The following is a 22,576-nucleotide window of genomic DNA, read 5'->3' as shown; positions in this document are numbered from 1 at the left end:
GCCCGCTCCCACCGGCCCGCTCCCACCGGCCCGGGACCGGCCGCCGGAGGAGACGGAACCGGTCCGGCACACGGGGGTGGGGTGCCGGACCGGTGGCGTCGGGGCGCCGTGACGTGGTGTCAGTCCGTCGTCATCATGCTCGGACGCTTGGCGGGGAAGCCGTGCGCACGGGCGCCGACCACGACGAGCAGCACGGGGGCCAGCAGCAGCAGGACGCTCCACGGGAAGGAGGTGGGGCCGAGGCCGTCGAGCAGGATGCCGCCGACCGCACCGCCGCCGGCCATGAAGGAGTTCCACGTGGTGACCAGGAGGGCCTGCCCCCGGTCGCCGCCCGCGTCGGTGACGGCGGTCTGCAGAAGTGTGGCCACACCGCCCCAGCCGAGGCCCCACAGCACCATCGCCAGGTAGACCGCGGCCGTGTTGTCGGCCAGCACCGCCAGCATGCCGGCGGCCACCAGGAACAGAACGGTGCTGCCGATGGTCAGGGCCCGCAGCCGGCGGTCGACCAGGGCGCCGGTGATGAAGATGCTCACCATGGAGGCGATCCCGAAGACCAGCAGGACGACGTCGCGGGAGGCGGTCATGTCGTACTCGTCGAGGAACGTGGCGATGTAGGTGTAGAGGATGTTGTGCGCCAGGACGTAGGCGGCGACCACGAACAGCACCGCCGCCACACCGGGCAGCTTGAGCGCCTGCAGGATCGGCGCCCGCTTCCCGGCCTGCTGGCCGGGGTAGTCGGGAACCGACACGGAGACCCATCCGAGCAGGAGCACGGACACCACGGTCACCAGACCGAAGGTCAGCCGCCAGCCGAACAGCTCGCCCAGGAAGGTGCCCAGGGGGATGCCCAGGGAGAGCGCGAGGGGGATGCCGGCCATGGTGATGGCGATCGCCCGGCCCTGCAGATGCGGCGGGGCCAGACGGCGGGCGTAGCCGACGAGTTCGGCCCACACGACGGCCGCGGCCACACCGGCGGCGAGGCGGAAGACCATCGTCAGGGCGTAGCTGGAGGAGAGGGCGGTGACGATGTTGGCGACGGCGAAGGTCGTGACGGCGAGCAGCAGCAGCTTCTTGCGGCGCCAGGTGGCCGTCGCCACGGACATCGGGATCGCCGAGAGGCCCGTGGCGATCGCGTAGATCGTCAGCGTCTGCCCCGCCGCGGACTCGCTCACGGAGAGATCGCGGGCCATCTCCGGCAGCACGCCGGCGGGCAGGGCCTCGGTGAGGATTCCCATGAACGCCGCCGTGCACAGGGCCAGCAGCGGTGACAGTGGCAGCTTCTGCTGCTTCGGGGCCGGTGGTTCGCCGGTCAGCAGGTCTGTTTCGGACGTTGACATGCCTGTTATCCTCCAACCATCACATCTGTGTGAAGGTCAAGTCGATTTTGTGTGAGGTGGGTCACATGCGGATCGGGGAACTGGCCGAGCGGACGGGGACGCCGCGCCGGATGCTGCGCTACTACGAGGAACAGGGCCTGCTGGTACCGGACCGTTCGCCGAACGGATACCGGGAGTACTGCGAGCGCAGTGTGGACCGGGTACTGCAGATCAGGGGGCTGCTCGACTCCGGGCTGCCGACCCGTGTCATCAAGCAGATCCTGCCGTGCCTGAAGCAGCCCCGGTCCATCCACGTCGCCGGGGCGACCCCGGAGACGATCACCACGCTGGAGCGCGAGCGCGAGCGGATGACCCAGCGGATCGAGTGCCTGATCCGCAGCAGGGACGCCGTCTCCGACTACCTCGAGGCCGTGCGCGGGGCCCGGCGGCCCGCCACCGCCGGCGGGCCCGAGCGGCCGGCGGTGGCGGACTACGACCTGGCCGTCTCCGCCTGACCGTACTGGACCGGGTTCGCCAGCACGACGCCGTGGCTGGTCACGTCGATGACCATCCGGTCGCCGTCCTCGATCCGGAACCCGTCGTGGTAGGTGGCCTTGTCCGCGCCGAGCAGCAGGTAGTTGACCAGGCCCGGCCGGCGCAGCGCCGGATACGAGAACAGGTGTCCGGTCATGTCCTCCACGTGGTGGAACAGGGAGTCGGTGCCGCACGAGAAGGGGCCCTCCCAAGCGGGCCGGCCGTCCCGTTCGACGACGACCCGGCCGGTCGCGGTCCGCGGCGGCGGCTCCAGGAACAGCCAGGGCGTCAGGGAGGTCTCGCACAGCTTCGCGTACGAGGTCCAGGCCCACGGGTTCTTCAGGTGCAGGCCGATGTCGTTGAGGTCGTTGCCGAAGGTGTAGCCCGCGTAGTGCGGGACGCCCCGGTCGTCGTTGACGTACACCAGGGCCACCTCCGGCTCCTCCAGCAGCCAGACCGGATCGGCGGGGGTGGTCAGCGGCTCGTCCGGCATGCGCAGCCACGAGCCGAAGCCCTTGATGTAGTAGTTGGGCGCGGTGAACTCCTCGTCGGGCTCCGGGGCGCGGTCGAACTTGGAGCGGTGCGTGCCCATGAAGCCGTTGATCAGGCCGCTGTCGGGGGCGGTGGGCAGCAGCGGAGGCAGGAAGCGCAGTTCCGGGTCGCCGAGGGTCACCTGGACCGTCTCGGTTCCCCGCGCCACGGCGGCGCTCAGGGCCTCGGGCCCGCCGCCGGCGACGAGGGCGGCGGCCAGCCGGCCGTCGGCCATCCGGTGGAGGGTGTGGGGTTCGCCGGGAACCGGTATGCCCAGCGGAGCGGTCGTGTGGACGGCGTTGCCGGAGCGCTGCCCGGGAGCGCCGTCCACGAGCGTCACCGCGGTCAGTGGTTGACGAAGCCGCCGTCCACCGGCACCACCGCCCCGGTCAGGAAGGGGCAGCGGTCGCTGAGCAGCCAGGCCGCGGCGGCCGCGATCTCCTCCGGCTCCGCGGTACGCCCCTGCGGGGTCACGGCGTGCGCCAGTTCCTCCATGCCGGGATTGCGGGAGAACCAGTCGGCGGTGATCTCGCTGCGGGTGGTGCCGGGGGCCACCGCGTTCACCCTGCCCCCCTGCCGCGCGTACTCGTCCGCCGCCGCCCTGGTGAGGCCGACGACCGCGTGCTTGGAGGCGATGTAGGGGGCGGCGGCGGGAACGGCCACCAGGCCGGCCACACTGCTGTTGTTGACGATCGCCCCGCCGCCGCGCGGCAGCATCGCGGCTATCTCCTGGCGCAGGCAGTTCCACAGGCCGCGCACGTTGACGTCCATGATGGTGTCGTAGACGTCGTCCGGTATCACGGCCTCGGGGAACAATGGAACAGCGGTTGGCGCTAAGGGATGATCTTGTCCGGTCGGCGGCCCCAGTAGCGTGACGTGGAGACGTCATACTCGCTGGTAGAGCGCCGATTTGTGACGGCTGGACGTCACGCTCGCATGCGAGCGCGGCGGGCCTCACGACGGCGCCAGGCTCTTGATCGACAGCGTCCTGAGCAGTAGACGGTGTCCTGGCGGCGGCTGGCGCCGGCGAAGGTGATTCGCCCGCACTCCGGGCAGGTCAGCAGCTGGATCATGCCCTCGTCACCGGTCCACTCTGCCTCGCCGAGCATCAGGGCGAGGCCCATGATCCGATCGCTGGTCCGCCGGTCCCTGTACGCCTGGGCTCGGCACACGTCATCGCAGTACCGGCGTCGCGGTGAAGCCTTTCTCGGCAGCCGGGCACCGCAGGAGGCGCAGAAGCGGATACGGGCCACGCTTCCAGCATCACGCGCCCGGGTGGGGTCCGTCCTAGTCCGGGGAACATCGGTACAGCGGTTATCGGTGAGATTGATCATGGTCCGGAGCTGCGGCTTCCTGGCGTCCCAGAGGCGTTGGTGTGGAGCCGGAGCTGGTGATCTCACCCGGGCCCGCCCGCTCCGGCCTCGCTGCCTCGGGGTCCGGTACGGCCTCCGGTAGCGGCGCGTCAGGATGCTTCGGGCACGGCGCGGGCGAGGGGTTCGAGGTCGCCGTAGAGGGCGGCGTGCAGGGCGGCGGCCAGTTCGCGGGCCCGGGGTTCGCTCTCCACGTCGTACAGGACGAAGTAGACGGGGCCGGCGGAGGAGTCGGAGCGGATCTCCCGCGAGCGGATCAGGCGGATCACGGCGGCGCGGATCGCGTCGTACGCGCCGGCGCGGGTATAGAAGGCGGCCAGGTCGCGATCGGTCTCGTACGAGCCGTACAGCAGCCTGTAACCGAGCTGCTGGTGGACCTGCCAGGTCCGCTTGAGCAGCGCGGCGGCGATGCCCTGGCCGCGGGCCTGTTCGGCAACGGCCAGCCCGTGGATCTTGGCGACGAACAGGCTCAGGGCCATGGCCTTCTCGGCGGTGAAGCCGTTGTTCATGGCCATGTCGATGAGCGTTCCGGGGGCGGTGGCGGAGAGCACGCCGATCGTGCGGTCGGTCTCGTCGGTGGCGACCAGCGTCATGGAGACGGTGGTCAGGGCCTCGTTCATGGGCCGATCGGTGAAGGTGTGGGCGGCGGCGTCGTGGTACGCCTTCATGCCGCCGCCGAGCCGTCCTCGATGGCGGCCCGCAGGACCGGGATGACCCTGACGCCGTCGCCGGTGGTGGCCATCAGCGCGTTCGCCGCCTCGACGTCCTGGCCGCGGGCCAGGCGGATGCGGGTGCCGGCCGGGCCCTGCCAGCCGGTGCGGACCCGGTCGGCGGACAGCGGCGGCGCCTGCCGGGCCTTCTTGGTCGTCTTGCCCATGGTCTTCGTTCCCCCCTGGTGGTGGTGTGGCCGGCGGCGTACGGCCGCCGACACTGAGATGGATCTTGTCCCGGTCGCCGGGCGGCCTACCGCCGGTTTCCGGCCGGACGTTCCTCGTCGGGCTCGCCCTGGTCCTCGTCCTCGCGGTCGTCGGGCCAGCGGCCGAACGGCCCGATGCGGCCCGGGCCTTCGGCTCCGAGCACACCGGGCCCCTTCGTACGGTGCGGCGTGCGGATCACGCGTCCTCCCCTTCGCGTCGGGCCTGCGCCAGCAGCGCCGCCACGACGTCGTCCGTCTGTTCCTCGCTCTGTTCAACGAGCGTGTCCAGCACGCCGTCGCCTTCGAGGACCTGCCGGGTGAGCCGTTCCATCAGCTCGGGGTCGGTGCCGCTGCCGGGGCCGGTGAGGTCCACCCGCATCGGGCGGCGCGGGGCGATGATCTCCGGCCCGGCCGGGGCGCCGGTCTCCTCGGCGTCGGCGAGCGCGCGGTAGACGGAGGCGACGGAGGGGTGCTGTCCGGCGTTCTTCCCGGTCTTGATGGTCAGCTTCTTGGCGATCTCGGGGACGGGTACGCCCCTGTCCTTGAGCGCGCGGGCGAACAGCAGCATGTCGTCGTCGATGACCTTCGGCCGTCCGCCGTGGTTGCCCTTGGTCGCGGCGGCGACCTGGCCCTCCAGGGTCTTCTCCCGGATGTAGTTGCGGTCGAGCTGGGCGGCGACGGCGAGCACGGCGAAGAACATCGCGCCCATGCCGTTGGGGTCGTAGATGCCGGTGAGGGGGCCGGTGAGGAGTTCGAGCTGGACGCCGGCCTTCTGGAGCTGGTTGGACAGGGTCATCAGCTCGGCGGCGTTGCGGGCCAGGCGCTTGAGCTCGTGGACGGTGAGGATGACCTCCTGGTCGGGGGCGGCCTCCTTGATGTCGTACGCCAGCTTCAGCGCCGCCTCCAGCTTTGGCCGCGTCTTCACGCGCGTGCTGATCTTCTCGGAGAAGATCCGCTTGCAGACCGGTTCGAGCGCATCCAGCTGGCTCTGCAACTCCTGCTGCGCGGTCGAGCAGCGCGCGTACCCGATCCGGATCGGCTTGGCCGCCGCGGCGGCCGGCAGAGCCTCGGCGGGCGGACCGGGCTTCCACGGCCGTCCCGGGCCGCGGTCCTCGGGCACGAGGACGTCGAGTTCCTCGCGGAGCGCGGGCACGAGGATGAAGCGGGCGGTGTGGTACTTCGTCGCGGTCTTCCCGCCGCGGGTGCGGCAGGCGCTGCCCGCCGGGGCTTCACACTTCGGACAGTCGTTTCGTTCTACCGCGTTTGCGGCTTGATCGGGCGTCAGATCCACCCCGGAAGTCTGTCAGAACTGTCTCGCACAACGTGCGGGTTCTGAGAGGACTTCTGCGAACGGCGACCTGCGGAAACGTGATCCACTTCGGGCCTCTCGCAGAACTCTCGCAACTGTTCATTTATGAGAGACCCCCAGGGTGATCCTGCGCCGGCTGCCCAAGCCGAGCGCGGGCCGTCTCGCTATCGGGCGAGGTCACGGGTGAGGCGTTCGGCGGCTTGGGCGTACGCCTCGTTGTAGGTGGGGAACTGCGCGATGGACTCGGTGAGGGCCTCCAGGGGCAGGCGGTGGCGGATGGCCAGGGCTGCGGTGTGGATCCATTCGCCGGCCTGGGGTGCGATGGCCCAGGCGCCGATGAGGGTGCGGCGGTTGCGGTCGGCGATCAGCCCGAGGGTGCCGGAGGGGTCTTTCTGGTAGGTCCAGGGGCGGGCGATGGCGTCGGCGAGGGCGAGTTCGGTGGTGGCGGTGTCGATTTCTTGGTGGCGGGCCTGTTCGGTGGTGAGGCCGACGGCGGCGATCTCGGGTTCGGTGAAGATGACGCGGGGGACTGCGGTGTAGTCGGCGGGGCGAGGGGTGCCGAGGATGGCGTCGGTGACGATGCGGGCCTGGTACTTGGCGACGTGGGTGAACATCGCTACGCCGGTGACGTCGCCGAGCGCCCACAGTCCATCGGTCAGGCGGCCGTGTGCATCGACGGCGAGTTCACCGCGGGAGCCGGTCTGAACACCGGCATTTTCCAGGCCGAGTCCGCGGGTTCGGGGGGTGCGGCCGGCGCCGAGGACGATGACGTCGGTGCGCACGGTGGTGTTGTCGTCGAGTTCGACGACCGTGTCCGTGCCGTCGCGGCGGGCGGCGCGGGCCTGGGTGTTCAGGCGGATGTCGATGCCGTCCGCAGCCAGGTGCTCGGCGGCGATCTCGCCCAGGCGGGGCTCTTCGCGGCCCAGCAGCAGCGGGCCGCGCTGGACGACGGTGACCTGGGTACCCATGCGGGCGAGGAACTGGCCGAGTTCGGCGGCCACCGCGCTGCCGCCGATGATCAGGGCGCGCTGGGGTATGTCGGTAAGGGTGGTGGCCTCCCGGTTGGTCCACACCGGTACCGTCTCCAGGCCCTCGATGGGGGGCCGGGTGGCTTCGGAGCCGGTGGCAAGGATGATGTGTTCGGCAGTGAGCTGCCGGCCGTCGACGTCGACGTGGCCGGGGCCGGTCAGGCGGGCGGTGCCCTTGATGACCGTGGCGCCCTGCTTGCGGTAGCCGTCGGCCTGGGCGGAATCGTCCAGGTGGCGGATCATGTAGTCGCGGTAGTCGCGTACCTGCGGCCAGTTGAGGGCGGGCCGCTCGAGACCGGCGGTGTGGGTGGCTTCCGCGCGTGCCTCGGTGGGGCGGAGCAGGGTCTTGGAGGGGATGCAGGCCCAGTAGGCGCACTCTCCGCCGATCAGTTCCTGTTCGATGACGGCGACGCGCCGGTCTGCGGCCAGTAGCCGTGAGGCGGCTACCTCCCCGCCCGGCCCCATGCCGATCACAATGGCGTCGAAGTGCTCGCTCATGATCCTCCTCCGATCCGGGCGCCCGGCCCGGGTCTGGGCTGTGGTCCGTACGGTGGCGGCTTCCCGCCGGCGGGTGGGTCAGTGCCGGGTCCGGTGTTCAGCCTGGCCTGCTGTTTGCCGGGCCGCAGCCGGGAGGGTGCAGCAGGGTTCTTCGCCCGGGCGGCCGGCGGGCGCAGCGGCGGGGGCGGTGTCGTCGTTCGCCGTGCAGCAGCCGGAGGCGGGTTGTCGGGGTGCGGGGACGCGCCGGTGGTGGCGCCAGTAGGCGGTGATCACGGCCAGCACCGCGAGGGCGGCCAGGGTGGCCAGGATGGTGGTGTGGGCCTGGATGAAGACGGAGGCGGTGGCGGAGAAACCGGCCAGAGCGCCCGAGGTGGTGCTCATGGAGGTGCTGCCGGCGGTGGCGGGGGTCCACCAGTACCAGGTCAGATACGCGCCGGTCAGGACCAGGACGGCGGCGGTGACGCGAGGGCCGTAGCGGGCCAGCGCGGTGACCTTCCGGGTGAGGGCGGACCCCGCGGCCGCGGTGGTCAGGGAGATGAGCAGCAGGACGGTGGCGGATCCGGCGGCGTACACGGCGAAGAGCAGCAGGAGACCGGCGTAGCTGGCGGTGGCCTGGGCCTGGGCGATGACGGCGAGGAGCACGCCGAAGGTGCAGGACAGGGACGCGGCGGCGTAGCCGATTCCGAAGACGGCCATGCGGCGGGCGGTGGGCGGGCCTTCGGCCGCCCGGCCACCGGAGGCGGGCAGCCGGAGGGTCAGGGTCCGGCCGGTCAGCCCGGCCAGGCCGAGCAGCAGCAGGATGACGCCGGTGGCCAGCCCGAGCCAGGGGGCGGCGGAGATGAGGGCGCGGGCTCCGGCGCTGACGACGAGCCCGGCGGCGGCGAGCGTTCCGGCGAAGCCGAGGGTCAGCGCGACACCGGAGCGCAGCGCGCGGCCGAGGCGCACGGGCAGCGGTGAGGTGTCGGTGTCGCCGAGGGCAGAGGTGATCCAGGCGGGCAGCAGGGCGAACCCGCAGGGGTTGACCGGTGCGATCATCCCGGCGGCGAACGCGAGGGTGAGCAGGCCGTTCACTTGGCGCCCGCCTTCTCCAGGGCGGCCTGGATCGCCTCGGGGCCGGGGTCGGTGGCCCGGTAGGTGACCTTGCCGGCCGGGTCGACGACGATCAGCGTGGACAGCGCGGCGACCTGGTACCGCTGGGAGAGCGTGGCGTTCTTGTCGATGACCGCGGGCAGTTGGGGTGCCTTGATGTAGTCGAGGAACTGCCGGATGAGCTGGGGTGATTCGCCCGGGTCCATGTCCACCGCGAGGACGTTCGCCTTGCCGTTCAGCTCCTTGCCGGCCTTGGCCAGGGACTTGGCTCCTTCGGAGCATTCGCCGCAGCCGACGGAGAAGAAGAACACCGCGGTCGGCTTCTCGCCCGGCACCTGGATCTTCTCGTCGCTGATCGTGGTCACCTCGGTGCCGTCCTTGGACACCGACCCCTTGGCGGTGCCGCCTGCGGCGGTGGTCTTGGCCGGGGTGGTCCCGGTGCCGCAGGCGGTGGCGCCGGCCGCGAGGGCGGCAGTGGTGGCCAGGGCGAGGAGGGTGCGGCGGCGGGGCGGGAACATGGTCATCGGGAGCGGGGGCCTTTCTGGTCAGCCGGGGTGGGCGAGCGGTCCCGGTCGGCGGAGCGCGTGGTGGGCGGGCAGCAGGCACTGCGCCGTGCGCGGTGGCGGATGACGGCGGTCACGGCGGCGGCCAGGGCGAGGACCGCGGCGGCGATCACCCAGGGGTTGCCGAGGATGCCGCCGACCGCGCCGAGGGCGCCGGCGGCGATGAGGGCGGGCCCGGCGCAGCAGGCGATCATCAGCAGGGCGGCGCCGATCCCGGCGCCGGCCAGGCCGGCGCCGGAGGGCTCGGAGTTGTTCCGGCGTGGGGGCCGGTGGGTGGCGGGCATGGCGGTGGTGCTCCTTGCTGGGTCAGTCCTGGCTGTCGGGGATGCGGGTGCAGCAGGACAGGGCGGCGGCGTTGTCCGCGGCCAGCGAGCGGGCCAGGATGATCAGGTCGGCCACGCGCGGGTCGCCGACGGAGTAGCGCAGCTTCTTGCCGTCGCGGCGAGCGGTGACGTAGCCGCAGTCGGTGAGGCAGGACAGGTGCACCGAGACGCGGGGCTGGGAGATGCCGGCGTAGGCGACGCAGTCGGCGGAGGTCCGCTCGCCGCGAAGGATGTACTCCAGCAGCTTCAGCCGGGTGGGGTCCGACAGGGCGCGGAAGAACTTCGCCACCGTGTCCAGATGGGTACACGGCATCTCCTGCGGGCCCTCCTGAGTGGAAGGGGCGGGGGCAGTGACGCGGTCGGACATGCGGGCCTCCACAACTGGAATTATTCGCCTGGCCGCATAGTATGGTCGTGGTGAGCTATTCGGCAAGGCGCATAGAAGCGGTCCCGGTCACACGGGACCCGGGACGCGAGGAGGTGCTGCGGTGAACGCAGCGCACAACGGCTACGACCTGGCGGTCATCGGCTCCGGCGGCGGGGCGTTCGCCGCCGCGATCGCCGCCCGTCGCAAGGGCCGCTCGGTGGTGATGGTCGAGCGCGGCACGACCGGCGGGACGTGCGTGAACACCGGCTGTGTGCCGTCCAAAGCGCTGCTGGCCGCCGCCGAGGCCCGCCGCAGCGCGCTGGAGGGGCAGCGTTTCCCCGGCATCCGGACCGAGGCAGGGCCGGTTGACTTCGACGCGCTGATCGACGGCAAGGACAAGCTGGTCCAGGAGATGCGGGCGGAGAAGTACACGGACCTGGCCGCCGAGTACGGCTGGGACATCCTTGAGGGCACCGCTCGCTTCACCGGCAGCCCGGACAGCCCCGCCCTGGACGTGGCGCTTGTCGGCGGCGGCAGCCGCCGGATCGAGGCCGCGCACTACTTGATCGCGACCGGATCCGCTCCGTGGGCGCCGCCCGTGGACGGCCTGGAGGAGGCCGGTTACCTGACCTCCACCACCGCCATGGACCTGGACGTACTGCCTAAGAGCCTGTTGGTCCTGGGTGCCGGGTATGTCGGGCTGGAGCAGGCTCAGCTGTTCGCCCGCCTGGGCGCCAAGGTCACCGTGGTGGCCCGCAGTCGTCTGACCTCCGGTGAGGAACCCGAGATCTCCGCCGCCCTGCAGGACGTCTTCGCGGACGAGGGCATCACCGTCCACACCCACACCCGCCTGACCGCGGTGCGCCGTGACTCGGGCGAGGTCGTGGCGACCGCCCGCACCGGCGACGGCCGCGAGGTTCAGCTGCGCGCCGACGAGCTGCTGGTGGCCACCGGCCGCCGTCCGGTCACCGACGGACTCGGCCTGGACGCGGTTGGAGTGGGGACCGGCGAGCGGGGCGAAGTCGTCGTCGACGGGCATCTGCGTACGGCCAATCCGCGGATCTGGGCGGCCGGGGATGTCACCGGGCACCCCCAGTTCGTCTACGTCGCCTCCGCCCACGGCGCGCTGATCGCCGACAACGCGTTCGACGGTGCCGGGCGCACGGTGGACTACCGCCACCTGCCCAGGGTCACCTTCACCAGCCCGGCCATCGCCTCCGCCGGCCTGACCGACGCCGAGGCCGTCGCCCAGGGCTACACCTGCGACTGCCGCGTCCTGCCGCTCGAGTACGTGCCGCGCGCGCTGGTCAACCGCGACACCCGCGGCCTGATCAAACTCGTCGCCGACGCCTCCACCGGCCGCCTGCTGGGCGCGCACGTCTTGGCCGACGGCGCCGGTGACGTCGTCGCCACCGCCGTCTACGCGCTGGCCAACCAGATGACGGTGCAGCAGATGGCCGACCTGTGGTGCCCCTACCTGACCATGGCCGAGGGCCTGAAGCTCGCCGCCCAGACCTACACCCGCGACGTCACCAAGCTGTCCTGCTGCGCCAGCTGAAACCGCCGGGAAGGATCGATCATGAGTGGGAGCCGGACGCGGCCGATGACGGTCGGCGAGCTGTCCCGCCGGACGGGGGTGCCGGTCAAGACGCTGCGCGAGTACACCGACCTCGGGCTGATCTACACCCTGGGCCGCAGCCCGGCCAACTACCGGCTCTACACCGCCGACGCGCTGTGGTGCGTGCGGTTCATCGGCGAGCTGCGTGGCCTGGGCCTGACCGTCGCCGAGATCCGGGAACCGACCACGGCGTATCTCGACGGCCCCCCCCGGGCCGGTGGGTTCGCACCTGGCCGAGCTGCTGCACCGCTCCCGCGAACGGCTGCGCCAGCGTATCGCCGCCCAGCAGCAGATCCTGGACCGGATCGAGAAGTTCCAGGCCGAACACCGGGCGGACCTGGCGGAGGGCGACCTGTGCTGGGCCGGCGACCCGCAGCGCACTTGACCCTCACCCCGGGGGCAGACCCTACGGTCGGCACGCATCGGACCCATCCACCCAAGGAAGGAACGCGGTCGTGGACACCGACACCCAGGACTTCCCCACCCGCTTCACCGACTCGCTCACCAGCGCTCCCGGCCTGGAACTGGCTCTGCTGCGGCCCCTGCTGACGCTGCTGGCGGCCGGTGAGCCGGTCACCGTCGACCAGCTCGCCGCCGAAACCGGCCGCACCCGTGAGGAGATCCGCCAGGCGCTCGCGGCCATGCCCGACACCGAGTACGACACTCAGGGCCGCGTCACCGGCTACGGCCTGACGCTCAACCCCACCCCGCACCGCTACGAGACCGACGGCCGCACCCTGTACACCTGGTGCGCGCTCGACACCCTGGTCTTCCCCGCCGTCCTGGGCCACACCGCCCAGGTGACCTCCCCCTGCCGCGCCACCGGGGAGCCGGTGCGGCTGACCGTGCCCCCGGACGGGCCCACCAGCGTGGAGCCAGCCGGTGCGGTCGTCTCCCTCGTCGCCTGCGAGACTCCGGCCTCCATCCGCACCAGCTTCTGCAACGAGATCCACTTCTTCACCAGCGCCGCGGCCGCCGAGGACTGGCTGGCCGGCCACCCCGGCTCCCGAGTGCTGCCCGTCGCCGACGCCTACGCCATCGAACAGCCGCTCATCCACCAGATCCTCACCGGCACCTCCCCGTCCGGCTGCTGCTGAGCACCCCCAGGGGTGGTCGCGGCCCGCGGCCACCCCGAAGGGGGCCGACAGGAAGGAGAGCACCATGAAGACCACTGCTGATCTGCTCACCGACGCCGTCATCGCCCCGGTCGCCGGGTACGCGGCGACGAAGGTGATGGAGCCGGTGAGCATGAAGCTCTACCAGCTCGAATCCGACGAGACCCGCCGGCGTGAGGACGCCGCCCGGCCCGGCTCCCCCTCTCAGATCGCCGCCGACAAGACCCTCGGCCTGCTCGGCATCCACCTCGACGACAAGGCGCGGGAGCGGGCCGGGACGGCGTTCCATTACGGGCTCGCCATCAGCTGGGCTCCGGTGTACGCGCTGCTGCGCCGCACCACCGGCCTCACACCGGTCGCGGCCGGACTCGCCTCCGGAGCCGCGATGTCGCTGATCGTGGACGAGGGCATCACCCCACTGGCCGGCTTCTCCGCCCCCAACCGGGACTACCCGGCCGTAACCCACCTGCGCGGCTTCGCCGCCCACCTCGCCTTCGGCATCGCCGTCGCCGCCGTCACCGAAACCGCCTGGACCATCCTCGGCCGCCGCCCCGTGCACTGACAGCCACCGGCGGCCCGGCCGGCAGGCTCACTGTTCCCCGTCCTCGTCCACCCCGGCCGCGTCCGGGTCACGCAGCGGCCGCAGGCCCCCGCCCACGGGGGTGGAGGCGCGGAAGCTGTAGCGGCCCAGGCAGTTGAGGTTCGCGTGACGCAGCGGGGACAGGCGGGCGACATCCTCGTCCAGGACGTCGTACTCCCGCTCCTCGGCGGGCAGCGCCCGCAGCTCCTCTACGGCGGCGTCCAGGTAGCGGGTCGTCCACAGCACCGCGGCGTTCAGGACCAGGCCGAGCGCACCGAGCTGGTCTTCCTGGCCCTCCCGGTACGCCTGCATGATCTGCCCGCGCTTGCCGTGGCAGATGTCCCGGGCCAGCTTGTGGCGGGACTCCTGCACGGTCAGCTGCCGGTTCATCTGCCTGCGGTAGGTGTCGTCCACCGGGTCGACCACGCGCAGCAGGTGCAGCGTCTTGGCGATCCGCCCGTACTCGGCGAACGCCTGCCCCATCGGGGTCGGGCGGCCCTCGCGGCCGAACATCCGCAGCAGGTCGTACGCGCGGACCTGCCCGGTCACCAGGGAGCCGGCCACCCGCAGCATGTCCGGCCAGTGCGTGACCACCTTGCCCAGGTTGGCCTTGTTGCGGGCCAGCGGCTCCAGCGGGCCGTAGCCGCCGGTTTCGACACCGGGCATCTCCGCCCGCCAGAACCGCTGGTCGGCCAGGTCCCGGAACCGGGGCGAGAAGTTGTAGCCGAGCATCGAGAACAGGCCGAACACCATGTCGGAGTACGAGGCGTTGTCGGTGGCGACCATCTCCGGCTTCACCCCGGCGTCCAGGTTCAGCAGGGTGTCCAGGATGTGCAGGGAGTCGCGCGGGGTGCCCGGCACGACCATCTGCCCGATCCCGGCGACCTGGTCATTGACCGCGTTCAGCCACGTGATCCCGCGTTTGAAGTGGTAGTACTTCGGCGAGGGACCGGCGTTGATGGTCCGCTTGGGCACTACGAACCGCAGCCCGTCCACCGAGGCCAGCAGGCCCTCACCCCAGTGGGAGACGATCGGCACCCGCGCCTGGGCCTCGATCAGGCGCGCGTTCGCCGCGGCGATGGTGTCGGCGCGCAGGTAGTACTGGTCGACGTGCACCAGCCGACCCCGGGTCAGTGCTTCGTCCTCGGGGTCGATGACGGGGGTCAGGCCGATGTTGCACGCCTCGGCGACCAGCAGCGCCACCAGGGAGGTCTTCAGGTTCTCCATGCGGGTGCGGCCGTCCCCGAGGTGCACGAACGCGTCCAGGAACCCAGTCCAGGAGTCGACCTCGAACAGCAGGTCCGGCAGGTCGATCTTCGGGAGCATCGCCGCGGTGGTCTTGCGCAGCCACCGCAAGGACTTCGGCTCGCCGACCGCGCCGAGCCGGTCCACGTTCAGCTTCAGCCGGCCGCCTGGCTGCACCTCGAAGCTCAGCTTCGCGTCCTGCCCGGCCTCCTCCAGCCGCTCGGCCATCAGCTGCCAGGCCGCGTCCAGCGCCCGCACCCGCCCGGCGAGGTGTTCCTCGACCGGCTCGTCCAGGCTCAGGCCGTGCAGGACGTCGTCGGCGACGGCCTCCCACTGCTTGCCGGCCAGCAGCCGCGCCCGCGGGTCGGCCCACCGGTTCGACGGCGAGGCGAACACATTCCGGGAGTTCAGCGCCCTGTACAGCTGCTCCAGCACGCACACCACGTACGCGTCGCGGTCCACCGCACCCTCGGGCAGCTCCGGGTTGGAGTACACCGCCGACCGCCACGCCGGTGGCACCAGCTTGGCGTCGATCTCACGCGGCAGCAGCGGCTTGACCTTGACCTTCCGCCGTGCGAGCGCGGGCAGCCGCCGTACCGCCTCCAGGATGCGCTTGCCGGCGGAGGCTGCGCCCAGCGCGGGCGACTCCCCGAGCAGCGACAGGAACGGGCGGACGGTGTTGTAGCGGGTGGCCAGCAGGCGCCGCATCTCCGCCTCGGCCTCGTCGTCTCCCGGCCCGATCATCTCCGCCGCCAGCTTGGACGCGGCCTCGATCTCCGCGCGGGGGCCGATCTCCGTCTCCAGTGCCCGCCACATCGCGCCCGGATCGAAGTCCGTGGCGCTCTCGGCGATCAGATCCAGTTGCTCGCTCCACAGCCGGAACACCCCGTCGACCATGCGGAACGCCTTCACCACCCGGGCCCGGCCCGCCACCCACTCCCGGTCTGTCGCCCGCCGCGCGGCGCTGATGAGCTTCACCTGCATCAGCAGCGCGAACAGATCCAGCGCGTCATCGATTGCGGATGCTTCCAGGTGACGGACCACCGAGGTCAGCAGCGCGGTGCGCTTCGGCTCCGGGGTGCGCTCCAGGTTCGGCGCCTTCGACCCCAGCCCCGTACGGGCCAGGGACGCCAGCCGGTTCGGCGGGACCTTGTCGATCCGCACCCGGCCCAGACGGAACGCGGCGATCTCATCGACCCGCTCCAGCGCCTTCGCCATGCTCGTGCCTGTCGTCCGCGTCGGCGGCCGGCGCAGCCGCTCCAGCTCCGACACCCGACGGCCCTCCGGAACATCCAGCAGCGCCACCAGGTCCGCCGGCAGTGCGCCGTCCGCGCGGCGCGCGGCCCCCGCCACCGTGGCGTACAGCCGCTGCTCGGCCGTGCCCCGCACCTCGGCCACCTGCCGGGCCAGCACGCTCACCCCGGGCAGCAGCACACGGTTGCGCCGCAGCCAGCCCACCGCCTGGTTGAACAGCGCCACCGGCCCCTCGGCGGCCGTCCACGCCCGCCCGTGCAGAAACGTACGGAACTTCCGCCCCCACTCGCGATCCTCGAACTGGTGGTAGCCGTAGGCGTCCCGGATCTCCCACGCGTGCTCGTACGCCGTCTTCAACCGCTCGGTGTACCGCTTCACGCACGAGGCGTCCTCCACGCCCAGGTGCTCGGCCAGGTACTCCACCACCGGCCACGGCACATCCAGCGGGTCCTCCAGGAACAGCCCCAGGTAGCGGACCGTGCACATCTGGAGTGCGAACCCCAGACGGTTGTGGTCACCCCGCCGTTTCCCGATCAGCTCCCGGTCCACGTCGTCGAGGTAGAAGAACCGCTCCAGCTCCGGACGGGTCGGCTCCTCCACGAACCGTCCGTACGCTGCGGCCTGCTCATCAGTCAGAAATTCCACCGGCACGCGGCGGACGGTAGCCCCACGCCACACCGCTCATACGATCTTTCACCGAACCCCAGCCGCAGAGTGGATCACTGTGCTAGGCGCACAAGATCGTTCCTTAGCGCCAACGGCTGTTCCATTGTTCCCCGAGGCCGTATCAGGTGTAACGGGGTGCGGTCGCCACCGATCCCGGCGTTGTTGAAGGCCGCGTCCAGCCGTCCGTACTCGGTCACGGCGAAGTCCACCGCCCGTGCCGCGTCCGCGGCGAGCGTCATGTCGCCCACCACGTAGGAAGCCTCGGCTCCCTGGTCCCGGAGTTCGGCCACGGTGGCCGCCAACCGTCTCTCCCGGCGCGCGACCAGGACCACGGCCGCGCCCTCCCGGCTGAAGACGTTCGCGGCCGCGGCACCGATTCCGCTGCTCGCTCCGGTGATGATGACTGTCTTGTCGATGAGAAGTCCGTTGCCCATGGCCGCATTGTTCCCGCGCGGACGGGGCGGGAGAGAGACGCTAACGGGCCTCGGGCACCGTGCGGTGGCGAGGAACCGCCCCGGATGGGCCCCGGGACCGTCACGCGGTCCCGGGGCCCGGGTTCCAGCCGTACGGCCGGCCGGGCACCGCGGCCGGTCAGGCGCGCCACTGGTGGCGGTGGTTCTCCTCGACGACCGGGGCCGCCGGGCTCGGCGGCTGCACGCGGCGGCGCTTGAAGATGGCCACGTAGGACGCCAGCCCGATGAAGCCGACCGCCATGAGGATCAGGCCGATCACATCGAGGTTGACCCCGGAGATATCCCAGTTCACCCCGAAGGTCAGGATCGCGCCCACCGCGATCAGTACGATGGTCAGTGCCATGCCCATGAAGAACCGCCTCCGTCCGGCTGGTTGAGGGCTCGTTCAACCAACCGGGTACCCCTGGGCGGGACTTGCATTCCGGGCGCCGCACGGACCCCTGCGATCCGGCCCGTCCGGGCGCCCCCGACGTTCTGTCGCCGAACGCCGCGGATCCCCGGGCCGGGCCGCTCCGTCAGGCCTCCAGAAAGGCCGTCAGGGCGTTCGCCAGCAGGAACGGGTCGTCCGCGCCGCACAGTTCGCGGGCGGAGTGCATCGACAGGATCGCCACACCGATGTCCACGGTGGCGATGCCGTGCCGTGCGGCGGTGATGGGGCCGATCGTCGTGCCGCAGGGGACGGCGTTGTTGGAGACGAACGACTGCCACGGCACCCCGGCCCGCTCGCAGGCGGCGGCGAAGACGGCGCGGCCGGTGCCGTCGGTGGCGTAGCGCTGGTTGACGTTGACCTTGAGGATCGGGCCGCCGTTCGGCATCGGGTGGTGGCCCGGCTCGTGGCGCTCGGGGTAGTTGGGGTGCACGGCGTGGCCGGTGTCCGAGGACAGGCAGACGGTGCCCGCGTACGCCCGCGCGCGGTCCTCGGGGCCGCCGCCCCGGGCGAGTACGGAGCGCTCCAGCACGTTGCCCAGCAGCGGGCCGTCCGCGCCGGTGTCGGACTGGCTGCCGTTCTCCTCGTGGTCGAAGGCGGCCAGCACCGGGACGTACGGCAGGTCACCGGCCTCGGCGGCCGCGATCAGGGCGGCGGTGCCGGCGTGGACGGAGAGCAGGTTGTCCATACGGGGCCCGGCGAGCAGTTCGCGGTCGCGGCCGAGGTAGGCGGGCGGCTCGACGCTGTGGACCATCAGGTCCCAGCCGGCGATGTCGGCGGCGTCCAGGCCGGCCTCGGCGGCGAGGAAGTCCACCAGATCGCCCTCACGGGGCTCGCCCAGGCCCCAGATCGGCGTCATGTGGCGCTGGCGGTCCAGTTTCAGGCCGCTGTTGGCCTCCCGGTCGAGGTGGATGGCGAGCTGGGGGACGCGCAGCAGCGGCCGGTCCGCGTTCACCAGGCGGGTGGAGCCGTCGCGCAGGGCCAGCCGTCCGGCCAGGCCCAGGTCGCGGTCGAGCCAGGTGTTGAGCAGGGTGCCGCCGTAGATCTCGACGGCGATCTGCCGCCAGCCGGCCGCGCCGGTGTCCGGCACGGGCTTGACGCGCAGGTTGGGGGAGTCGGTGTGGGCGCCGACGATCCGGAAGGGGGTGGCGGGCGTGGCGCCCTCGGGCACGTACCAGGCGATGATCGCGCCGCCGCGCAGCACGTACCGGCCGCCGCCGTCGCCGTCCCAGGCGTCGGTCTCCTCCAGCCGCCGGAAGCCCGCCCTCTCCAGCCGCTCGGCGGTGGTCGCGACCGCGTGGTACGGGGTGGGCGAGGCGGTGAGGAAGGAGGCCAGATCGTCGGTGTGGCCACGGTCGAAGCGGCTGGAAGTGCTCATGTGCCCAGCATACGAACGGCGGGGGCCCCGTTCCCCCCTGACCTGGGAACGGGGCCCCCGCCGGCCCGGCGTCCGCCCGCCCCCGAGGACGGGCGGACGCGGGTGTCCCGCGGAGCCGGAGCCCGGCCGTCCCGGCCGGGCTCCGCTCAGAGCTCCGGCCGGAACCGGCCCGGAAGCCTGCTCGTAGGGCGGCCCGGGAGGAGGAGGCTCAGAAGGCGGCCTCGTCCAGCTCCATCACCGACAGGTCGGTGGCCTCGGCGATCTGCCGCTCGACGCCGACGCCCGGCAGGATGTTCGCGGCGAAGAACTTCGCGGCGGCGATCTTGCCCTCGTAGAACGCCCTGTCCTTGGCGGCGGCGCCCGGCAGCTTGTCGGCTGCCACGGCGGCGCCCCTGAGGAGCAGGTAGGCGATGACGACGTCGCCGGAGGCCATCAGCAGGCGGGTGGTGTTCAGGCCGACCTTGTAGATGGACTTGACGTCCTTCTCGGTGGCGGCCAGGTCGGTCAGCATGGTGCCGACGATGGCCTCCAGGTCGCCCGCGGCCTTGGCGAGCTGCTCGCGGGCGCCGGCCAGGTCCTCGCCGCCGGCGGCCTCGGCCAGGAACTTCTTGATCTCCTCGGACAGGGCGGTCATCGCCTGGCCCTGGTCGCGGACGATCTTGCGGAAGAAGTAGTCCTGGCCCTGGATCGCGGTGGTGCCCTCGTAGAGGGTGTCGATCTTGGCGTCCCGGATGTACTGCTCGACCGGGTACTCCTGCAGGTAGCCGGAGCCGCCGAAGGTCTGCAGCGACTGGGCGAGCTGCTCGTAGGACTTCTCCGAGCCGTAGCCCTTGACGATCGGCAGCAGCAGGTCGTTCAGGCGCTTGGCGGCGGAGGCGTCCTCGCCGGCGGCCTCCTTGGCCAGGACCTCGTCCTGGACGGTGGCGGTGTAGAGCACCAGCGAGCGCATGCCCTCGGCGTACGCCTTCTGCGTCATCAGCGAGCGGCGCACGTCGGGGTGGTGGGTGATGGTGACGCGCGGGGCGGTCTTGTCCGTGAACTGGGCCAGGTCGGCGCCCTGGACGCGCTCCTTGGCGTACTCCAGCGCGTTGAGGTAGCCGGTGGACAGGGTGGCGATGGCCTTCGTGCCGACCATCATCCGCGCGAACTCGATGATCTTGAACATCTGGCGGATGCCGTCGTGCTTCTCGCCCATCAGCCAGCCCTTGGCGGGGGCGTTGGCGCCGAAGGTCATCTCGCAGGTGTTGGAGGCCTTCAGGCCCATCTTGTGCTCGACGTTGGTGGCGTAGACGCCGTTGCGCCCGCCGAGCTCACCGGTTTCCCAGTCGAAGTCGTACTTGGGGACGATGAACAGGGACAGGCCCTTGGTGCCCGGGCCGTGGCCCTCGGGGCGCGCGAGGACGAAGTGCACGATGTTCTCGGACATGTCGTGCTCACCGGAGGTGATGAAGCGCTTGACGCCCTCGATGTGCCAGGAGCCGTCGTCCTGCTTGATCGCCTTGGTGCGGCCGGCGCCCACGTCGGAGCCCGCGTCGGGCTCGGTGAGGACCATGGTGGAGCCCCACTGCCGGTCCGCCATGAGCTTGGCTATCTTCTTCTGCTCCTCGGTGCCCTCCTCGTGGAGGACGCCGGCGAAGGCGGGGCCGGACGCGTACATCCACACGGCCGGGTTGGAGCCGAGGATGGTCTCGGCGAAGGCCCACAGCAGGGACCGCGGGACGGTGGTGCCGCCGATCTCCTCCGGGATGCCCAGCCGCCACCACTCGGCGTCCATGTACGCCTGGTAGCTCTTCTTGAAGGACTCCGGGACCGGAGCGGTGTTGGTCTCGGGGTCGAACACCGGCGGGTTGCGGTCGGCGTCCTCGTAGGAGGCGGCCAGTTCGTTCTCCGACAGGCGGGCGACCTCGGCCAGCACGCTCTTGGCGGTCTCGACGTCCATCTCCGCGAACGGGCCGGTGCCGTACACCGTGTCGCGGCCGAGTACCTCGAAGAGGTTGAACTCGATGTCGCGGAGATTCGACTTGTAGTGCCCCATGGCGACGGCTCCGTAGTGGATAGGGGGAGGAGACTCCTCCCTACGCGTACCAGAAAGTAGCTCTCATCATGCTACCCGCCGGTAATAAGAAGCAACCCGATCCGCGCGACTGTGACAGAACTCCCCGGGGGGCGCCTTGACGGCGGACCGCTCCCGCGGCGGGGCGGGAGGGGGCCCGAAGTCGATACGCTTACGCCCATGTACGGCTACGACCAGACCGGAAACGCGGGGCACGCGGGGCAGCACGCCGGTCACGGCGGCCACACCGGCCACCCGGGGCACACCGGCCACCCCGGGCACGGCGCACACGCCGGACAGCACGCCGGCCACGGCGGCCAGCACTACGGACAGCAGCCGCCGCCGCCCGGCTACGGGCAGCAGCAGCCGCTCTACCCGGAGCCCTCGCCGCCGTCGCTGGCCGAGGCCGTACGGGCCTTCACCACCGGGGTGATGTCCCCCGAGGACTTCCAGGCCATCTTCGCCACGTCGAAGGTGTACTGCCCGCGCGGCGACACCCCCGGCTTCCTGGCGCTGCACAACACCCAGCAGCCGGTGATCCCGATGTTCACCACGCTCAAGGAGCTGCGCGCGTACGCGGGCAAGGAGTCGAAGTACTTCGTGATCACCGGTGCGGAGGTGCTCGACCTGCTGCCGTCGGGCTACGGCTTCGTGCTGGACATGGAGGGCGAGCACCGGATCGTCTTCGACGCCAAGGCGGTCGAGGAGATGGTCGACTTCGCGATGCGCCGGATGTACGGCTGACCCGCTGCCGGTCCCGCCCGGGGCGCTCGGGGAGCGGAGGGTCGCACCACCCGCACCGTGTGCACTGCCGGCACCGTGCACGCCGCCCGCGCCGTGCGCTCCTGGCTTTCCGTTGAACGTTGAAATACCCTGGTGCCTCCAGGCTTCCCGAGGAGGTCCAGATGCCGGCGATCACCGCCGAGAACCCGCTCGTACTCCCCCGCGTCACCGCCCCGGCCGACGCCCGCCCGCGCCGCGTCCTGCACACGGCCACGGCTCCCTCCGGCTTCGAGGGCGAGGGCTTCCCGGTGCGCCGCGCGTTCGCCGGGATCGACCACAGGTACCTGGACCCGTTCATCATGATGGACCAGATGGGTGAGGTGGACTACGAGGCCGGCGAGCCCAAGGGGACCCCCTGGCACCCGCACCGGGGCTTCGAGACCGTCACCTACATCATCGACGGCACCTTCGTCCACCGGGACTCCCACGGCGGCGGGGGCACCATCTCCGACGGCGACACCCAGTGGATGACCGCGGGCTCCGGCCTGCTGCACATCGAGACCCCGCCCGAGGAGCTGGTCGTCTCCGGCGGCCTCTTCCACGGCCTGCAGCTGTGGGTCAACCTGCCGGCCAGGGACAAGATGACCGACCCCCGCTACCAGGACATCCGCGGCGGCAGCGTCCGGCTGCTGACCTCGGGCGACGGCGGCGCGCTCCTGCGCGTCATCGCGGGGGAGCTGGACGGCCACGAGGGCCCGGGCGTCACGCACACGCCGATCACGATGGTCCACGCCTCGGTGAGCCCCGGCGCCGAGGTCACGCTCCCCTGGCGGCCGGACTTCAACGCCCTCGCGTACGGCCTGGCCGGCCACGGTTTCGCGGGCGCGGAGAGGAGGCCCTTCGGCACGGGCCGAACGGTCGTCTTCGGCGACGGCGGCGCGCTCACCGTCCGCGCCGCCGAGGAGCAGGACTCCCGCAGCGAGAACTTCGAGGTGGTCCTGCTCGGCGGTCTGCCGATCCGCGAGCCGATGGCCCACTACGGCCCGTTCGTGATGAACAGCCACGCCGAACTGGTCCAGGCGTTCGAGGACTTCAAGGCGGGACGGCTGGGCTCGGTCCCGGCCGGAGCCCACTGACGCGGCCCTGGTGCGGCCCTGGTGCGGTCTGGCGAGGCCTGACGCGGGGCCTGACGCGGGGCCT

General features: G+C 71.5%; 22 protein-coding genes and 3 pseudogenes. 8 read left to right on the top strand and 17 right to left on the bottom strand.

The features are described from left to right. Positions 1-119 precede the first annotated feature (119 nt). A complete protein-coding gene (locus tag CUT83_RS00740) occupies positions 120-1,337 on the bottom strand; it encodes an MFS transporter (RefSeq protein WP_101253932.1) in 1,218 nt (405 codons plus the stop codon). Between the two features lie 65 nt (positions 1,338-1,402). Between CUT83_RS00740 and CUT83_RS00735 the strand changes: the two genes are divergently transcribed. After that, positions 1,403-1,831, top strand: a complete 429-nt coding sequence (locus tag CUT83_RS00735) for a MerR family transcriptional regulator (RefSeq protein WP_101253931.1) — start codon at positions 1,403-1,405, stop codon at positions 1,829-1,831. Here the strand turns inward: CUT83_RS00735 and CUT83_RS00730 are convergent. The 11 genes and pseudogenes from CUT83_RS00730 to CUT83_RS00685 form a co-directional block, all read right to left on the bottom strand. Further along, positions 1,807-2,721 (bottom strand): fumarylacetoacetate (FAA) hydrolase, encoded by a 915-nt coding sequence (locus tag CUT83_RS00730; protein ID WP_101253930.1) that lies wholly within the window; start codon positions 2,719-2,721, stop codon positions 1,807-1,809. The genes CUT83_RS00735 and CUT83_RS00730 overlap by 25 nt on opposite strands. Positions 2,722-2,726: 5 nt before the next feature. Continuing rightward, a pseudogene (locus tag CUT83_RS00725) lies at positions 2,727-3,173 on the bottom strand (SDR family oxidoreductase); the annotation flags it as partial. A gap of 134 nt (positions 3,174-3,307) precedes the next feature. Next, on the bottom strand, positions 3,308-3,553 hold the full coding sequence (locus tag CUT83_RS00720; protein ID WP_241524758.1) for a hypothetical protein: 246 nt from the start codon (positions 3,551-3,553) through the stop codon (positions 3,308-3,310). A 290-nt stretch (positions 3,554-3,843) separates the two neighbouring features. Further along, positions 3,844-4,419, bottom strand: coding sequence for a GNAT family N-acetyltransferase (locus CUT83_RS30620; RefSeq protein ID WP_240958102.1), 576 nt, complete (start codon positions 4,417-4,419; stop codon positions 3,844-3,846). Beyond that, positions 4,416-4,628 carry a hypothetical protein gene (locus tag CUT83_RS30615; RefSeq protein ID WP_240958103.1) on the bottom strand — a complete coding sequence of 71 codons (213 nt, stop codon included), beginning with the start codon at positions 4,626-4,628 and terminating at the stop codon, positions 4,416-4,418. Before CUT83_RS30615 ends, CUT83_RS30620 begins: the two co-directional genes overlap by 4 nt. 235 nt (positions 4,629-4,863) lie before the next feature. After that, positions 4,864-5,958 carry a recombinase family protein gene (locus CUT83_RS00710; protein WP_420882448.1) on the bottom strand — a complete coding sequence of 365 codons (1,095 nt, stop codon included), beginning with the start codon at positions 5,956-5,958 and terminating at the stop codon, positions 4,864-4,866. Between the two features lie 182 nt (positions 5,959-6,140). After that, positions 6,141-7,502 carry a dihydrolipoyl dehydrogenase family protein gene (locus CUT83_RS00705; protein WP_101253927.1) on the bottom strand — a complete coding sequence of 454 codons (1,362 nt, stop codon included), beginning with the start codon at positions 7,500-7,502 and terminating at the stop codon, positions 6,141-6,143. A gap of 78 nt (positions 7,503-7,580) precedes the next feature. Next, positions 7,581-8,573 carry a cytochrome c biogenesis CcdA family protein gene (locus CUT83_RS00700; RefSeq protein ID WP_006554629.1) on the bottom strand — a complete coding sequence of 331 codons (993 nt, stop codon included), beginning with the start codon at positions 8,571-8,573 and terminating at the stop codon, positions 7,581-7,583. Next, the gene (locus tag CUT83_RS00695; protein ID WP_006554630.1) at positions 8,570-9,115 is read right to left on the bottom strand and encodes a TlpA family protein disulfide reductase; all 546 of its coding nucleotides are present in this window, start codon (positions 9,113-9,115) and stop codon (positions 8,570-8,572) included. The genes CUT83_RS00700 and CUT83_RS00695 overlap by 4 nt, the downstream gene beginning before the upstream one ends. Beyond that, a complete protein-coding gene (merT, locus tag CUT83_RS00690) occupies positions 9,112-9,438 on the bottom strand; it encodes a mercuric ion transporter MerT (RefSeq protein WP_006554631.1) in 327 nt (108 codons plus the stop codon). The genes CUT83_RS00695 and merT overlap by 4 nt, the downstream gene beginning before the upstream one ends. A gap of 22 nt (positions 9,439-9,460) precedes the next feature. Next, complete coding sequence (locus tag CUT83_RS00685) at positions 9,461-9,844, bottom strand: ArsR/SmtB family transcription factor (RefSeq protein ID WP_039958748.1); 384 nt, start codon at positions 9,842-9,844, stop codon at positions 9,461-9,463. Between the two features lie 121 nt (positions 9,845-9,965). On the opposite strand from CUT83_RS00685, the gene merA reads away from it, so the two are divergent. From merA to CUT83_RS00665, 5 genes and pseudogenes are all read left to right on the top strand, one after another. Next, positions 9,966-11,402 carry a mercury(II) reductase gene (gene merA / locus CUT83_RS00680; protein WP_101253926.1) on the top strand — a complete coding sequence of 479 codons (1,437 nt, stop codon included), beginning with the start codon at positions 9,966-9,968 and terminating at the stop codon, positions 11,400-11,402. Between the two features lie 21 nt (positions 11,403-11,423). After that, positions 11,424-11,582, top strand: a pseudogene (locus CUT83_RS30610) (MerR family DNA-binding transcriptional regulator); the annotation flags it as partial. A 97-nt stretch (positions 11,583-11,679) separates the two neighbouring features. Beyond that, positions 11,680-11,847: a hypothetical protein gene (locus CUT83_RS30605; RefSeq protein ID WP_240958126.1), complete on the top strand. Its 168-nt coding sequence runs from the start codon at positions 11,680-11,682 to the stop codon at positions 11,845-11,847. Between the two features lie 70 nt (positions 11,848-11,917). Further along, entirely contained in the window at positions 11,918-12,559 is a 642-nt protein-coding gene (merB, locus tag CUT83_RS00670; protein ID WP_101253925.1) for an organomercurial lyase MerB, read from the top strand. 64 nt (positions 12,560-12,623) lie between these two features. Then, a complete protein-coding gene (locus tag CUT83_RS00665; protein ID WP_006554636.1) occupies positions 12,624-13,139 on the top strand; it encodes a hypothetical protein in 516 nt (171 codons plus the stop codon). A 27-nt stretch (positions 13,140-13,166) separates the two neighbouring features. Here the strand turns inward: CUT83_RS00665 and CUT83_RS00660 are convergent, their stop codons facing one another. The 5 genes and pseudogenes from CUT83_RS00660 to CUT83_RS00640 form a co-directional block, all read right to left on the bottom strand. Continuing rightward, on the bottom strand, positions 13,167-16,307 hold the full coding sequence (locus CUT83_RS00660; protein ID WP_101253924.1) for a Tn3 family transposase: 3,141 nt from the start codon (positions 16,305-16,307) through the stop codon (positions 13,167-13,169). A gap of 134 nt (positions 16,308-16,441) precedes the next feature. Continuing rightward, positions 16,442-16,756, bottom strand: a pseudogene (locus CUT83_RS00655) (SDR family NAD(P)-dependent oxidoreductase); the annotation flags it as partial. Positions 16,757-16,913: 157 nt separating this feature from the next. Further along, positions 16,914-17,144, bottom strand: a complete 231-nt coding sequence (locus CUT83_RS00650; RefSeq protein WP_093850961.1) for a DUF6458 family protein — start codon at positions 17,142-17,144, stop codon at positions 16,914-16,916. 166 nt (positions 17,145-17,310) lie between these two features. Next, the gene (locus CUT83_RS00645) at positions 17,311-18,600 is read right to left on the bottom strand and encodes a M18 family aminopeptidase (RefSeq protein WP_101253922.1); all 1,290 of its coding nucleotides are present in this window, start codon (positions 18,598-18,600) and stop codon (positions 17,311-17,313) included. 208 nt (positions 18,601-18,808) lie between these two features. Continuing rightward, positions 18,809-20,635, bottom strand: a complete 1,827-nt coding sequence (locus tag CUT83_RS00640; protein WP_101253921.1) for an acyl-CoA dehydrogenase — start codon at positions 20,633-20,635, stop codon at positions 18,809-18,811. 198 nt (positions 20,636-20,833) lie between these two features. Here CUT83_RS00640 and CUT83_RS00635 point away from each other — a divergent pair, with 198 nt between their 5' ends. Further along, positions 20,834-21,397, top strand: coding sequence for an SseB family protein (locus CUT83_RS00635; RefSeq protein WP_101253920.1), 564 nt, complete (start codon positions 20,834-20,836; stop codon positions 21,395-21,397). 161 nt (positions 21,398-21,558) lie between these two features. Further along, positions 21,559-22,512 carry a pirin family protein gene (locus tag CUT83_RS00630; RefSeq protein WP_101253919.1) on the top strand — a complete coding sequence of 318 codons (954 nt, stop codon included), beginning with the start codon at positions 21,559-21,561 and terminating at the stop codon, positions 22,510-22,512. The last annotated feature ends 64 nt before the right edge of the window (positions 22,513-22,576 follow it).

The organism is Streptomyces barkulensis (assembly GCF_002843305.1).
GTDB classification, from domain to species: Bacteria; Actinomycetota; Actinomycetes; order Streptomycetales; family Streptomycetaceae; genus Streptomyces; species Streptomyces barkulensis.
Note: the sequence above shows the minus strand (reverse complement) of the source record. Positions and strands in the feature narration are given on the sequence as shown.